The organism is Streptomyces sp. CA2R106 (genome assembly GCF_037034245.1).
In the GTDB taxonomy this organism is placed as follows: domain Bacteria; phylum Actinomycetota; class Actinomycetes; order Streptomycetales; family Streptomycetaceae; genus Actinacidiphila.
On sequence record NZ_JBAGKC010000001.1, the window covers coordinates 408,920 to 422,425 of the forward strand.

At 73.6% G+C, this 13,506-nt stretch carries 12 protein-coding genes and 1 pseudogene; 11 read left to right on the plus strand and 2 right to left on the minus strand.

Annotation, left to right across the window (positions count from 1 at the left end; translation table 11 throughout):
• Positions 1 to 40: 40 nt before the first annotated feature.
• The 11 genes and pseudogenes from WA788_RS01830 to WA788_RS01880 all read left to right on the plus strand — a co-directional run bounded on the left by WA788_RS01830 (position 41) and on the right by WA788_RS01880 (position 10,559).
• Positions 41 to 361 (plus strand): hypothetical protein, encoded by a 321-nt coding sequence (locus tag WA788_RS01830; protein ID WP_335970816.1) that lies wholly within the window; start codon positions 41 to 43, stop codon positions 359 to 361.
• A 323-nt stretch (positions 362 to 684) separates the two neighbouring features.
• Positions 685 to 1,371, plus strand: coding sequence for a hypothetical protein (locus WA788_RS01835; protein WP_335970818.1), 687 nt, complete (start codon positions 685 to 687; stop codon positions 1,369 to 1,371).
• 38 nt (positions 1,372 to 1,409) lie between these two features.
• A complete protein-coding gene (locus WA788_RS01840) occupies positions 1,410 to 2,210 on the plus strand; it encodes a hypothetical protein (protein WP_335970820.1) in 801 nt (266 codons plus the stop codon).
• Positions 2,207 to 3,517, plus strand: a complete 1,311-nt coding sequence (locus WA788_RS01845; RefSeq protein WP_335970822.1) for a CpaF family protein — start codon at positions 2,207 to 2,209, stop codon at positions 3,515 to 3,517. The genes WA788_RS01840 and WA788_RS01845 overlap by 4 nt, the downstream gene beginning before the upstream one ends.
• Positions 3,517 to 4,500: pseudogene (locus WA788_RS01850) on the plus strand (type II secretion system F family protein); the annotation flags it as partial. The gene WA788_RS01845 and the pseudogene WA788_RS01850, both read left to right, overlap by 1 nt.
• A 290-nt stretch (positions 4,501 to 4,790) precedes the next feature.
• Positions 4,791 to 5,708: a type II secretion system F family protein gene (locus WA788_RS01855; RefSeq protein WP_335970823.1), complete on the plus strand. Its 918-nt coding sequence runs from the start codon at positions 4,791 to 4,793 to the stop codon at positions 5,706 to 5,708.
• A 59-nt stretch (positions 5,709 to 5,767) separates the two neighbouring features.
• Entirely contained in the window at positions 5,768 to 6,016 is a 249-nt protein-coding gene (locus WA788_RS01860; RefSeq protein ID WP_335970825.1) for a hypothetical protein, read from the plus strand.
• A 24-nt stretch (positions 6,017 to 6,040) separates the two neighbouring features.
• Positions 6,041 to 6,550, plus strand: coding sequence for a TadE family protein (locus tag WA788_RS01865; protein WP_443033944.1), 510 nt, complete (start codon positions 6,041 to 6,043; stop codon positions 6,548 to 6,550).
• A gap of 5 nt (positions 6,551 to 6,555) precedes the next feature.
• Positions 6,556 to 6,999, plus strand: coding sequence for a TadE/TadG family type IV pilus assembly protein (locus WA788_RS01870; RefSeq protein WP_335970827.1), 444 nt, complete (start codon positions 6,556 to 6,558; stop codon positions 6,997 to 6,999).
• On the plus strand, positions 6,996 to 7,565 hold the full coding sequence (locus tag WA788_RS01875; protein ID WP_335970829.1) for a TadE/TadG family type IV pilus assembly protein: 570 nt from the start codon (positions 6,996 to 6,998) through the stop codon (positions 7,563 to 7,565). Before WA788_RS01870 ends, WA788_RS01875 begins: the two co-directional genes overlap by 4 nt.
• Before the next feature lie 81 nt (positions 7,566 to 7,646).
• Complete coding sequence (locus tag WA788_RS01880; RefSeq protein ID WP_335970831.1) at positions 7,647 to 10,559, plus strand: hypothetical protein; 2,913 nt, start codon at positions 7,647 to 7,649, stop codon at positions 10,557 to 10,559.
• Between the two features lie 70 nt (positions 10,560 to 10,629).
• On the opposite strand, the gene WA788_RS01885 is transcribed toward WA788_RS01880, so the two are convergent.
• Positions 10,630 to 12,447 carry a transporter gene (locus WA788_RS01885; RefSeq protein WP_335970833.1) on the minus strand — a complete coding sequence of 606 codons (1,818 nt, stop codon included), beginning with the start codon at positions 12,445 to 12,447 and terminating at the stop codon, positions 10,630 to 10,632.
• The gene (locus WA788_RS01890; RefSeq protein WP_335970835.1) at positions 12,444 to 13,340 is read right to left on the minus strand and encodes an ABC transporter ATP-binding protein; all 897 of its coding nucleotides are present in this window, start codon (positions 13,338 to 13,340) and stop codon (positions 12,444 to 12,446) included. Before WA788_RS01890 ends, WA788_RS01885 begins: the two co-directional genes overlap by 4 nt.
• Between the last annotated feature and the right edge of the window lie 166 nt (positions 13,341 to 13,506).

Here is a 13,506-nt window from a genome sequence, read left to right on the forward strand (position 1 = left end):
ATAGAGGCCGAAGGGTCGCGAACACACGGGGGAGAACACGATGGGGAGCAACGACAGCAATCCGCAGGCGACCGTGCCGAATCCGGCGATCACCGACCTGCAGAACCTGAAGACCCAGCTGATCCGGGACCTCGGCACCCTCAAGGAGCCGTTGAAGACGACGTGTTCGGACATGGGCGGCGGAAACGTCTGGGTCGGCACCGCGGCCGACACCTGGGGCGCCGATGTCAAGGGCCGGCACGGCACGATCCAGACGCTGCTCGGCCGGCTCGTCCCGGTGATCGACGCCGAGATCAAGAAGCTGCCGGAGAAGGTCACGCCGGGCGACGCCAAGATGTACAACATGGATCGTTTCCGGTAGTTCCGATCGTTCCGAAACAGGGCAGCGGGACAACGGACCGGCGGCACAGTCGACCGCCGGCGAACGGACCCCGTTTCGTTCTGTTGCCATGCTGTATGCGGGTTGTCACGGGCCACGCCTTGAGGGCATTTGTTGCCCGCTGATAGCGTGCGGTGACTTGACATCGGCCTGCGGGGTCGTCGCCGGACGGGAGAGCGACGGAACTGCCCCGGGTGGCCGAAATGGCTGATGCGAAGCGCCGGCTCGGGGGCAGTGAAGTGAAAACCAGGGAACGTTCCGCCGCGGGCGGCGGCAGTGGCCGTCAGTCCGTTCCCGCACCCAACTTGAACGGACCCGCCGTCGGCAGCCGGCTGCCGGTCGCGCCGCGCGAGCGCAAACCCGCGCTGGCCGCGCTGGCGGTGCTGCTGATCCTGGTGGGCGCGCTCGGCGCCACCGTGATGGTGCTGCGCGCGGGCAACAAGGTGTCGGTCGTGGAGGTCACCGCCGACGTCGCGGTCGGCGACAAGATCCCGCTGTCGGCGATGCGCGAGGTCATGGTCGCGGACGGCACCGACGTCAAGTACATCCGGTGGAACCAGCGCCAGGACCTCGCCAGCAACTGGCGCGCCGCGACCAACCTGACCAGCGGGTCGATCGTCGTCAACTCGATGATCACCCAGAAGTCCGAGGTGCTCGCGGCCGGCAAGACGCTGGTCGGCCTGTCCCTGAAGAAGGGCCAGTTCCCCAGCGGCCTCGCCGACGGGCTGACCGTGGCGGCGTACCTGGTCGGCAACGACGTCAAGTCCTCAGGCGACTCGTCGGGTTCGTCGGGTTCGTCCGGCAGCACCGGCGGCGCCGAGCCGATCAGCGGCAACCTCGTCATCAAGGACATCGACACGGGCAGCAACAGCAGCTTCGGCGACGGCAGCGAGACCATCACGGTCATCGCGGACGCCGCCGACGCCGGTGCGCTGGCGACCGCCTCCGCGGCGGGCGACGTCTCCCTCGTGCTCGTCCCCAGCAAGCACTGAACCAGCGGCGCGGACCAGGCACGGACGAGGCAGACAACATGGCACTGATCGCAATCGCAGCGGACAAGGGCTCCCCAGGCGTCACCACCACGGCACTGGCGCTGGCCGCCGTATGGCCGCGCCGCGTGCTGCTGGCCGAGGCCGACCCGGCCGGCGGCGACCTCGTCTACCGTTCGACGGGCGCGCACGGCGGGGTGCTCAACCCCAACTCCGGCCTGCTGTCGCTGGCCGCCACCGCCCGGCACGGCCTGGCCGCCGAGCAGTTGTGGGACCACGCGCAGCCGCTGGTCGGCGGGCTCGACGTGCTCGTGGGCCTGGCCGGGCCCGAACAGGCCGCGGGACTGTCCGGGTTGTGGCCAGTGCTCGGCCAGGCGTTCGCGACGCTCGCCGAGTCGCCGAACGGCGCCGCCGACGTGATCGCCGACTGCGGCCGCCTCGGCCCGGACTCGCCGAGTCTGGAACTGCTGCCGCACGCCGCGCTGGTGCTGCTCGTCGCCCGTAGCGCGCCCGAGAACCTGGCCCGGGTCAGGGACCGCGCCGGCACGCTGTCGGCGAAACTGCACGGCTCGCAGCGCGGTGCCGCCGCGCTCGGCTACCCGCCGATCGGCGTGCTGCTCGTCGCCGACACCGGGCACAGCGCCAAACTCGCCGCGCAGGTCAACGAGATGCTGGTGGCGTCGCAGATCTCCGCCCGGGTGGTCGGCACCCTCGCGGACGACCCGGCCGGCGCCGAGATGCTCAGCGGCCGGCGCCGCGGCCGCCTCGACAAGTCGCTGCTGATCCGCTCGGCCCGCCAGGTGACCGCCGACGTGCCGCAGCGGTACGGGGTCCTGCGATGAGCGAGGTCGACCACTCGCTGGTCAAACGCTTCCGGCAGGAGGCGGGCGACCGCATCGCCGAGCAGCGGCGGCTGGACCAGGTGGCGGCCCGTACCGCGATGTCGCCGGAGGACGAACGGCACTTCGCCCGGGCGATCATCGCCCAGATACTCGAGGCGTACGCGCGCGCCGAGATCGCCGTCGGCCGCACCCCGCCGGACGCCCACGCGGAGGAGGCGTACGCCGCAGCGGTGCACGCCGCGCTCTTCGGCGTCGGCCGGCTCCAGCCGCTGCTGGACGACCCCGAGGTCGAGAACATCGACATCAACGGCTGCGACCAGGTCTTCGTCGGCTACTCCGACGGCCGGGAGTTGCAGGTCGAGCCGGTCGCGGAGACCGACGAGGAACTCATCGAGCTGATCCAGGTGCTCGGCGCCTACTCCGGTCTGTCCTCGCGCCCGTTCGACACCGCCAACCCGCAGCTCGACCTGCGGCTGCCCGACGGCTCCCGGCTCTCGGCCGTCATGGACGTCACCCGCCGGCCCGCGCTGTCCATCCGCCGGGCGCGCCTGGGCAAGGTCTTCCTCGCCGACCTGATCGGCAACAACACCGTCACCCCCGAGGTCGGCTCGTTCCTGTCCGCGGCGGTCCTCGCCCGCAAGAACCTGATGATCGCCGGGGCCACCAACGCCGGGAAGACCACGCTGCTGCGGGCCATGGCCAACGTGATCCCGCCGCACGAGCGCCTCATCACCGTCGAACGCGCCCTGGAACTCGGCCTCGACCAGTTCCCCGACCTGCACCCCAACGTCGTGGCGTTCGAGGAGCGGCTGCCCAACTCCGAGGGCTTGGGCGCCATCTCGATGGCCGAACTCGTCCGCCGCAGCCTGCGCATGAACCCCTCCCGGGTGATCGTCGGCGAGGTGCTCGGCGACGAGATCGTCACCATGCTCAACGCCATGTCGCAGGGCAACGACGGCTCGCTGTCCACGATCCACGCCAACGGCTCCGCCGAGGTCTTCAACCGCATCTCCACCTACGCGCTCCAGGCGCAGGAGCGGCTGCCGGTGGAGGCGTCGCAGATGCTGGTGGCCGGCGCCATCGACTTCGTGGTCTTCATCCAGCGCCGCAACGACTTCCAGCGCGGTGGCACCCTGCGCCGCGTCGTGACCTCCGTCCGCGAGGTGAACGGCGTGGACGGCCGGGTCCTTTCCAGCGAGATCTTCGCCGAGCACCCGGACGCCGGTGTGGCGCTGCCGCACGCGCCCATCTCCTGCCTCGACGAACTGCTCGCCCACGGTTACCAGCCCACGGGGGTGTGGCGGTGATGTCCGGCTTCTTCTCGATGACCGCGTTCTACGGGCTGCTCGCCGGGGCGGTGGGCGGCGGCGGCATCGCGCTGTTCATCGCGGCGATGCGCGGCTGGGCGCCGAAACCGACCGCCCCCGGGCAGTCCGGCGCCGAACGCGCCTCGGAGATCGGCCGGTTCCTCACCCAGCGCGGCTCCATCGCGATCGTGGTCGGCCTGGCGGTCCTCGCCGTCACCCGCTGGCTGGTGCTCGGCGCGGCCACCGCGGTGCTCGTCTTCGCCTGGGACCGGCTCTTCGGCGGGGCCTCGGAGGAGCGCGCCGCGATGAAACGGGTGGAGGCGCTGGCCGGTTGGACGGAGTCGCTGCGCGACACCATCGCCGGCGCGGTCGGCCTGGAGCAGGCCATTCCGGCCTCCGCCCGGGCCGCCGCACCCGCGCTGCGGGTCCATCTGGAGTCCCTCGTCGACCGGTTGCGGGCGCGCTGGCCGCTGCCCGACGCGCTCCAGATGCTCGCCGACGAGATCAACGACGCGTCCGCCGACATCATCATCGCCGCCCTCATCCTCAACGCCCGGCTGCGCGGCCCCGGTCTGCGGGACGTGCTCGGCGCGCTGGCGAAGTCCTCCCGCGAGGAAGTGGACATGCGCCAGCGGGTCATGGCGCAGCGCGCCAGCACCCGGCGCAGCGTGCAGATCGTGGTCGTGGTCTCCGTGGTGTTCGTGCTGGGCCTGGCCGTCTTCAACCGCGGCTTCGTCAAGCCGTACGGCACGCCCGTCGGGCAGTTGATGCTCGCCATCGTGTGCCTGCTGTTCGCGGCCGGGTTCTGGTGGCTGCGCAAGCTGTCGAAGATCGAGACCCCGGACCGGTTCCTCGTGCACGCCCCCGAGCGGGTCGCCCAGCAGCCGGTCGTCGGACAGTTCCCGTCCGGCCCGCAGGGCGCGGTCGGCCGGCAGGGTCCGCCCGGCGGGCAGAGCGGACCGTACGGCGGCGGACCCCAGCAGGCGCCGGGCGCGGCGCGGGGCGGGTACCGCGGAGCGGGGGCGCCGGGCACCACCGCCGGACCGGGCGGGCCGGGTGGACCTGCCGCCCCGGCCGCACCTGCGGCACCGGGGAGCGCGGGGGCACCGGGCGCACTGGGTGGTCCGGGCGCGCCGGGCTCGCCGGGTTACGGCGCCCAAGGGCCGCAGGGCACACCGGGTTACGGCGCCCAAGGCGCCCAAGGTGCCCAGGGCCCGCAGGGTTACGGAGCGCAGGGCCGTCCGGCCGTGCCGGGACAGGGGGCCGGCAACCGATGACCACCACCATCGTCTTCGCGTGCCTGGTCGGCGGCGTCTTCGGCCTGGGCGTCTTCGCCCTGGTCCGGGCGCTGACGCCGACCCGGCGCAGCGCGGTCTCCACCATCGCGCAGATCGACGCGCTGCGCGCCGCCGGCGTCACCACCGACAGCGCCGCCGCCACCGACGCGGCCGAGGGCTGGCGCGCCCGGCTCGGGCAGCGGATCGCGGCCTTCTACCTCCAGCAGGGCTGGGAGCAGCGCTCGCTGCGCGCCGACCTGGCGGTGCTGGACCGCAGCTGGGAGGCGTTCCTCGCCACCAAGACGGTGCTGGCCGCGGCCGGTGTCGTCTTCGGCCCGGCGGTGTTCGCGGTCGCGGCGGAGGTCGGTTTCGGCGTCAACCCGATCATCCCGGTCTGGCTGGCGCTGCTCTTCGCCGCGGTGTTCTTCCTGCTGCCGGACCTGGAGGTACGGCGCGACGCCGCGACCAAGCGCAAGGACCTGCGGCGGGTGATCGGCGCCTACCTCGACCTGGTCGCGATGAACCTGGCCGGCGGTCGCGGTCTGCCCGAGGCGCTGATGGCCGCCGCGGAGATCAGCGACGGCTGGGCGCTGATGCGTATCCGCAACTGCCTCGCCGACGCCCGGATCACCGGCACCAGCCAGTGGGTCGCGCTGGGCCGGCTCGGCGACGAACTCGGCATCGAGGAGTTGCAGGACCTCGGTGTCACCCTCGCGCTCGTCGCCGACGACGGTGCGAAGGTCCGCGACTCGCTGGCCTCGCGCGCCGAGACGATGCGCCACCGCGAACTGTCCGAGATCGAGGGCCAGGCGGGTGAGCAGTCCCAGTCGATGCTGGTCGCCCAGATGCTGCTGGCCGCCGGCTTCCTCGTCTTCCTGATCTACCCCGCCGCGATGCGGGTCTTCCAGGTCTGATCACCACCGTGCCGCCCCACCGACGACCGTTCCACCGAGAGGACCGAGCCATGAACCGCATGGACAAACTGACTTCCTTCGACCCCGGCCTGAGCTTCCTCCACACCTACCTGCGCGCCCGGATCGACCGCGTCCGCAACGAGGACGACCTGTCCCGCGGCGCCTCGGCCGTCGAGTGGGTGGTGATCTCCGCGATCGTGGTGGCCATCGTCGCCGCGGTCGGCGTCATCATCAAGAACGCCCTGAACAGCAAGGCCAACGGCGTCAGCAACTGCATCGCCAACACCAACGGCGACAACGGCTGCTGATCGGCGGACCGGGGGAGAGCAGCGATGGGACGGACGACCCGCAGCCTGCGCCGCGCCGTGCGCCGCAGGCTCGACGCGGCGCACGGCGACAGCGGCGTCGGCAGCCGCGCGGCGGCGCCGGGGCGGGCCGGCGGCGACCGCGGGATGACCGCCATCGAGTTCGTCCTCCTCACCCCGGTGCTGTTCTTCATGATCTTCGCGACGGTGCAGTTCGGCATGTACTACTTCGCCGATCACGTCGCGCAGGCCGCCGCCCGGGCGGGCGCCCGCAAGGCGCGGGACGAGGCCGCGACCGGCGAGGACTGGTCCGGTGACGCGAGCAAGGCCGCGAGCGACTACATCAGCCAGCTCGGGCCGGAACTGCTGATCGACCCGCAGGTCTCGCCGAGCCGTGACCCGCAGGACGCGGAGACGGTCCAGGTCCGGGTGACGGCGACGGTGCCCAAGGTCTTCCCGCTGCCCGGTTTCTCCTTCAGGGTGAACGAGACGTCGTCGGGTCCGGTCGAGCGGTTCGTGCCGGACAACGGGGGATGAGGGGAATGGAGTTCGCGCGCAGAGCACGCGCCGCGGCCGCCCGGCGGGCGCGCGGCGACGGGGGGCTGTCCACCATCGAGGTGGTCATCCTCGCCCCGATCATCATCATGTTCGTGCTGATGCTGGTCGCGTTCGGCCAACTCGTCGACGGGCGCGGGGCGGTGGACGGCGCGGCACGCGACGCCGCGCGCGCCGGATCGATCGAGCACAGCCGCTCGGAGGCGATGCAGCAGGCGGTCAAGGCCGCGCACGACGACCTCGACGGCACCTGCACGGCGCCGGCGACGGTCACCGCGGTCGGCGACACCAGCTTCCAGCCCGACACCCTCTTCACCATTGAGGTCACCTGCACCGTTCGGGGCCTGAGCTTCCTCGGGCTGCCCATCAACAAGACCGTCACCTCCACGTCGGCGTCCCCGCTCGACCCGTACCGCAGGTCGGCGACATGAGGACGGCGACGGACGTGACGACGGCGGAAGTGACGACGGCAGCGACGGCGCAGGCGGCGACGACGGCCACGGTGAAACGGCTGGGTGCGACCGCGGCCGGCCGTACCCTCACCGCCCGGCTGCGGGCGCTGCGCGGCGACGACCGCGGCTCGGGCGCCGCCGCCGTGGTGATCTTCGCGCTGGTGTTCATGGCACTCGCCGCCTTCGTGGTGGACGGCGGGCTGTCCATCGCCAAGCGCGAGCGCGCCGCCGACATCGCCGAGCAGGCCGCGCGGTACGCCGCCCAGGACATCGATGTGGCCGCGCTGCGCAACGCCCAGGCCAGCGGCGCCCAGCCGGTCATCAACTACCAGCAGTGCACCGCCCGGGTGCAGCAGTTCGCCCGCGACGTCAACCTGCCGGCCGCCGACTGGCGCCGCTCCGGCTGCCCGACGCCGCCGACCGGGCCCGACCGGGTCGAGGTGGTGGTGTACGTGACCTACAGACCGATCCTCAGCGGCTTCTTCTACCACGACTCGATCACCGTCGAGGGCCGGGCGGACGCCGTGTCGATCACCGGCCCCTGACCGCGAGCGCGGCAGGCGAAGCACGCACCGTCGTACGTACGACAAGGACCCGTAGCACCACCGAAGGCAGAGGAAGCAGCCATGGCACGCACGACCGCCACGGGACGTAACCGGGCACAGCACGGCGGGGGAGCGCCCCGACAGCCGCGCAGGCAGCGTACGTTCGGTGACCTGCTGCGGGCCTTCGGGGCGTTCCTGGCGCTGCTGGTGCTGGTGGTGGCGGTGCCCGCGGCGCTGCTGGTGTACATCGGCTCGCCCTTCCCGCACCACTTCGACTCCGAGGTGCTGCAACAGCCGATCACCTCCGAGACGTTCGTCAACACGCTGGCGGTGCTGGTGTGGGTGGCGTGGGCGCAGTTCACCGCGTGCGTGCTGGTGGAGGCGAAGGCGGCGGTGTCCGGGGTCGGCATGCCGACGCGCGTGCCGGGCAGCGGCCCGAGCCAGCTGCTGGCCCGCCAGTTGATCGCCGCGCTGCTGCTGATCGGCGTCAGCACCGCGGGCCTGGTGCCGGGCCTGGCCCAACTCGGCCAGCAGCACTCGATGGAGAGCCAGGCGCGGCCCGGGGTGGCCGCCACCGCCCAGGCGACGCCCGGCCAGCAGACGACCCACCAGACCGCCGTGCAGCACCAGACCGGGACGGGCGGATCCAGCGCGCAGGGCGGCGGGCAGTCCACGCAGCAGGCCACGAAGTTCTACCGGATCAACCCCCCAGAGGGCCGCCACCACGACTCGCTGTGGGAGATCGCGCAGCGCCACCTCGGCGACGGCCGCCGCTACAAGGAGATCTACCAGCTCAACAAGGACCGGGTGCAGCCCGACGGTTCGCAGCTGTCGCAGGCGAGCCTGATCCGGCCCGGCTGGGTGCTGGAGATGCCCGCCGACGCGCACGGCGGCGACCTCGTCGAGATGCCGGTGGCCGCCCCGCACACCGCGCCCGACATCCTGCACTACGCCCAGCACGGCGGCGCCAAGGACACCGCGGCCGAGGGCGCGCACGCCGCGCACCAGACCCCGGCCGGGGAGCAGGGCGGCTCCGGCGGTACGGGCGGCTCGGGCGGCGGCGCCCACCAGGGTGCGGCGGCCGGTGCGAGCGAGGTGGTCACCGGAATGTCGGCCTCGCACGGCTTCGACCTGTCCGACGCCCTGATCGGCGCGCCGCTGCTGGCCGCCGGGCTGCTCGCCGCGCTCGGCCGGCGGCGCCGCACCGCACTGTGGCAGTCGCTGTCCGCGGGCGCGCTGCGCACCCCGCGCACCCCCACCGGCGCGGAGGCCGACGTCGCCGACGCGCTGCGCATCGGCGCCGACCAGGACGCGGTCGACTTCCTGGACCGGGCGCTGCGTTCGCTGTCCGCACGGCTCGACGCGGACGGCCGCAAGCTGCCGGTGGTGTACGCCGCCTGGCTCACCGACGACGCCCTGCACCTCCAACTGGCCTGGCCGGACGGCGAACCGCCGGCGCCCTGGCACACCGGGCAGGACGAGACGTTCTGGCAGTTGGAGCGGGCCGCGCTGGTCGACGACGTGGACTCCTCGGCCGCGGCGCCCTACCCCGGGCTCGCGGTGCTCGGCACCCTGGACAGCGCGCGGCTGCTGCTCAACCTGGAGGCGGTGCCCGGGATCGTGGCGCTCAGCGGCGCCGCCTCGGACCGCGAGGCCGTACTCGGCTCGGTGGCCGCGGAGTTGGCGACGAACGGCTGGTCGGACCGGATGACGGTGACGCTGGTCGGCTTCGCCCAGGACCTCACCGCGCTGGCGCCCGCCCGGGTGCGGCACATCGCCACGGTCGCCGAGGCCGTGGAGCTGATGGCCGCGGAGACGCGGCAGCGCGTCGGCGCCCTGCGCACCGCGGGCCAGGACAGTGTGCTCACCGGCCGTACCGGCCGCGCCCAGCACACCCAGTGGGCGCCGCATCTGGTGCTGCTGGCCGCCGAGCCCACGCCGGAGGAGGCGGAACGGCTGGCGGAACTGGCCGCGGACTCCGGGCGGTTGGGCATCGGCTACCTGATCGGCTCCAGCCGCAACGACCTGCCGGGCGCGGCATGGGAGTTGGAGATCACCCCGGCGGGGCGGCTGCTCGCGCCGCTGCTCGGCCTGGACATGAAGGCCCAGCTGCTGCCGAAGGCGCAGTACGAGTCGGTGCTGCGGCTGTTCGCGGAGGCGGGCGGCGACGACCCGGGCCCGGACGCGCCGCCGTTCCTGGTGGACCTGAGCGACCAGGGCCGGCCCGGGGTGTACGCGCGGCTGCTCGGCCCGTTCGAGGTGGTCGGCATCGACGCGCCCGACCGGGAGCGCAGCGGTCTGCTGCACGAGGCGCTGGCGCTGCTGCTGCTGCACCGCGAGGGCGTGCACCCGCGGGTGCTGGCGTCCGCGCTGTGGCCGCGCGGGGTCACCGAGGATGTGCGGGACGCGCTCATCGGGCGGCTGCGGGAGTGGCTGGGCACCGACCCGGACGGCGGGGAGCGGCTGACCATCGACACCACCGGGCGGATCGTGCTGAGCACGTCGGTCGTCTCGGACTGGGACGTCCTCCAGACGCTGCACCACGAGGCCACCGAGGGGCGGGCGGCCGGCGACCCGGTGGCCCGCCGCCGGCTGCTCACCGACGCGCTGTCGCTCGCCCGCGGGCGGCTCTTCGAGGACCGTGCACCGGGCCGCTACGCCTGGCTCGGCCACGAGATCGTGGACGCCCAGCACCCGGTGCTGGTCGCGGAGATCGCGCTCGCGCTGTCCTCGCTGCACCTCGACGCGAACAAGCCGAAGGCGGCGGTCGCCGCGATCGAGACCGGCATGGCGATCTCGCCGGACGACGAGCGCCTGTGGCTGGCCTACCTGCGGGCCGCCAACGCCACCGGGGACGCCGGCCGGCTGGAGGCGGCCGCCTCGGCGCTGTTCGCCCGGGCGGCGGAGACCGGTCCGGGCCGGGGCATGCCGCCGCGGGTCGAGGCGCTGCTGGACGAGCTGATGCCGACCTGGCGGGGCAGCATCGCCAACTGACGTGCGGGGGCGGGCCGGTGGGCCGGCCCGCCCCGGGGTCCGGTGCGCGGCCGGTCGGTGCGCGGCCGGTTCAGGGCACCGCCACCGCGCTGAGGATCTCCGGCAGCCGGTCGAGCAGCCGGGGCGCGGTGAACCGCAGGCTCGCCACCGACAGCGCGGCCGCGTACACCGCGCCGAGCGGCAGCACCGTCCACAGCAGGGCGTGGTGGCCGGTCAGGTGCAGCGCGAGATCGAGGCCGAGCACCGGCAGGCAGAACGCGGACGCGACCACGGAACCGCCCAGCGCGTTGAACGCCACCATCGAGCCGTTGCCGGGCGCGGCGTTCCCGAACGCGTTGTCCTGCGTGACCGCGTACGGGAAGCGGACACTGGCGTAGCCGCCGGTGGAGATCAGCGCGCCGAGGAACGCGTAGGCCATGCCGAGCACTTCGGGGATGGTGCCCGCCCGGCCCAGCAGGAGCGCGGTCGCGTACGTCACCACGGTGACGTACGGGAGGGCGACGGCCGTGAGCATCAGGGCCCGGCCGCGCAGCTCGGCCTCGGCCTCCTTGCGGGTGGCGGTGGTCGCGACGACGGTCCAGAACGCGGAGTGGTCCATCCCGAACTGGTTGTACATCTGCATGCCGAGCAGTCCGGCGGTCCACAGGCACTGGTAGACCGAGCCGTGCTGGACGACCGCGACCAGCGGCAGCAGCAGGCCGACCGCCAGCCCGGTCGCCCAGGACGCGCGCAGCTTGGGGTCGCGCCCCACGTAGCGGAACTGGCGCTCCATCACGGTGGCGGTGCGGCCGGAGAGTATCCGCTCGGGCAGCAGCCGCGACAGCAGCGGGCGGCGGCCGCCCTTGCGTTCGGTGCCGCCGGCCGCGGGCTGGAGGGTGGAGGAGTCCGGCGACATCATCAGCCGGTCCAGCGAGCGGTACCACCAGCGCAGCAGGACCGCCAGCAAGGCCGCCGCGAGCGCGAGTTGGGCGGCGGCCTGCCCGTAGGCGCCGGTGGAGACCGAGCGCACCGCGTCGACGGCGGAGGCCGGCGGGACCCAGCGCAGCACCGAGGCGACGGAGGTGACCCGGTGCAGGCCGTGGTGGGAGGAGAGCGAGCTGAGCGCGAGGTTGGCCAGCTGCGCGCCGACGGCCACGACCAGCCCGCTGAGCAGGGCGAGGTCGCGGCCCTTGCGGCTGGTCAGCAGGCGGGTGTTGGCCGCCGCGACGCCCCGGGAGGCGGCCGCGCACACCGCCAGCAGCAGGACGACCGCGGGCACCGCGACGACGACGGCGGCCGCGCCGTGCGCGAGGGCCGCCACCGAACCGGCGCCGATCAGCAGCGTGAACAACGGGCCCGGACCGACCAGGGACGACACCAGCAGCGCGGTGACGAGCGGTCGGGGCCGCAGCGGCAGCATCGCCAGCCGGGTCGGGTCGAGGGTGTCGTCGCCGCCGAAGAAGAACAGCGGCATCACCGTCCAGCCGATGGCCACCGCCGTGACGAGTGTGGTCGCGGCGGCCGGTGCGTACGCGTCGCCGCGCAGTGCGATCATGCCCGCGCCGTTGGCGAGCGCGCACAGCAGGGCGAGGCCGACACCTAGGCACCAGCTGACGGTGCGGCCGGTGGACTGCCGGACCCCGTTGCGCAGCACAGCGAGTTTGAGGCGGACGAAGGTCGCGGTGACAGGGGCGGCACGGTCCGCGGCGCGGTCTGCGGCACGGTCTGCGGCGGGGGGAGCGGGGGAAGGGGCGGCAGGCGCGGCGGGGGATGCGCCGGCAGGGGCAGCGGTGGGCGCGGGTTCTGACGGGGCGCCGGGCCGGGTGCCGGTCGGGGCGATGCGCGGCGCCTCGGGAGGCAGGGGCTGCGGCAGCGGGGCGCTGGTGGCACGGGCGTCGTCGCGGGTCACTTCGCGCCCCCGCCCAGCCAGTCCAGGTCCCCGCCGGAGCCGCGGTCGGCGCCGACCAGTGACAAGAACGCGTCCTGGAGCGTCGCCGCCTCGCCGCGCACCTCGGCGAGCGCGCCGTGCGCCACGATCCGGCCGGCCGCCATCACCGCGACCCAGTCGCACAGGCTCTCCACCAGCTCCATCACGTGGGAGGAGAACACCACGGTGCCGCCGGTGGCGGTGTAGCGCACCAGCACCCCGCGGATCACCTGCGCAGACACCGGGTCGACGCCCTCGAACGGCTCGTCCAGGAAGAGGACTTCGGGGTTGTGCAGCAAGGCCGCGGCCAGGCCGATCTTCTTCCGCATACCCGTCGAGTAGTCCACCACGAGCTTGTGCTGCGCGCCCGACAGGTCGAGCACGTCCAGCAGTTGGGTGGCGCGCAGGTCCACGTCCTTCACCGGCAGCCCGCGCAGCCGCCCGGTGAACGTGAGCAGTTCGCGGCCCGACAGCCGCTCGAACAGCCGCAGCCCCTCCGGCAGCACGCCGATCCGCGCCTTCACGTCGACCGGGTCGCTCCACACGTCGCGGCCGACGATCCGCACCAGCCCCTCGTCCGGGCGCAGCAGCCCCGTCACCATCGACAGGGTCGTGGTCTTCCCCGCCCCGTTCGGCCCCACGAGACCGGCGAAGCGGCCGGCGGGCAGCTCCAGGTCGATGCCCGCGACGGCCTCCTGGTCACCGAACCGCTTGCGCAGGCCGCGCACCAGCAGCGCGGGCGGCGGCCCGGCCGCAGCACCCGCACCGGGCCCGGCTCCGTAAGCGGCCCCGCCCGCCTGGGCGGACCGGTCCCCGTAATACGACGGCAGCCGGCGGCTGTCCGCCTCCGGCCCCGCACCGCGCTCCTCGCCCATCGCACCGCACCTCTCGCTCCCCGTCCACCGACCACCGATCCCCGTCCACGGCCACCGCACGCCGCGCCGGCTGCCCGGCCGCGCCGTCCCGTGTACGGACACCCTATGTGCGACCACTGACAGTGACGGCTGGTCGGGTCGTCGCAGGGACGGCTACGGGTACGGC

Excerpts from the sequence above, each read along its gene's own strand:
- WA788_RS01830 (WP_335970816.1), top strand. The coding sequence starts at position 41 with ATGGGGAGCAACGACAGCAATCCGCAGGCGACCGTGCCGAATCCGGCG.
- WA788_RS01840 (WP_335970820.1), top strand. The coding sequence starts at position 1,410 with ATGGCACTGATCGCAATCGCAGCGGACAAGGGCTCCCCAGGCGTCACC.
- WA788_RS01845 (WP_335970822.1), top strand. The coding sequence starts at position 2,207 with ATGAGCGAGGTCGACCACTCGCTGGTCAAACGCTTCCGGCAGGAGGCG.
- WA788_RS01855 (WP_335970823.1), top strand. The coding sequence starts at position 4,791 with ATGACCACCACCATCGTCTTCGCGTGCCTGGTCGGCGGCGTCTTCGGC.
- WA788_RS01860 (WP_335970825.1), top strand. The coding sequence starts at position 5,768 with ATGGACAAACTGACTTCCTTCGACCCCGGCCTGAGCTTCCTCCACACC.
- WA788_RS01865 (WP_443033944.1), top strand. The coding sequence starts at position 6,041 with ATGGGACGGACGACCCGCAGCCTGCGCCGCGCCGTGCGCCGCAGGCTC.
- WA788_RS01870 (WP_335970827.1), top strand. The coding sequence starts at position 6,556 with ATGGAGTTCGCGCGCAGAGCACGCGCCGCGGCCGCCCGGCGGGCGCGC.
- WA788_RS01875 (WP_335970829.1), top strand. The coding sequence starts at position 6,996 with ATGAGGACGGCGACGGACGTGACGACGGCGGAAGTGACGACGGCAGCG.
- WA788_RS01880 (WP_335970831.1), top strand. The coding sequence starts at position 7,647 with ATGGCACGCACGACCGCCACGGGACGTAACCGGGCACAGCACGGCGGG.
- WA788_RS01890 (WP_335970835.1), bottom strand. The coding sequence starts at position 13,340 with ATGGGCGAGGAGCGCGGTGCGGGGCCGGAGGCGGACAGCCGCCGGCTG.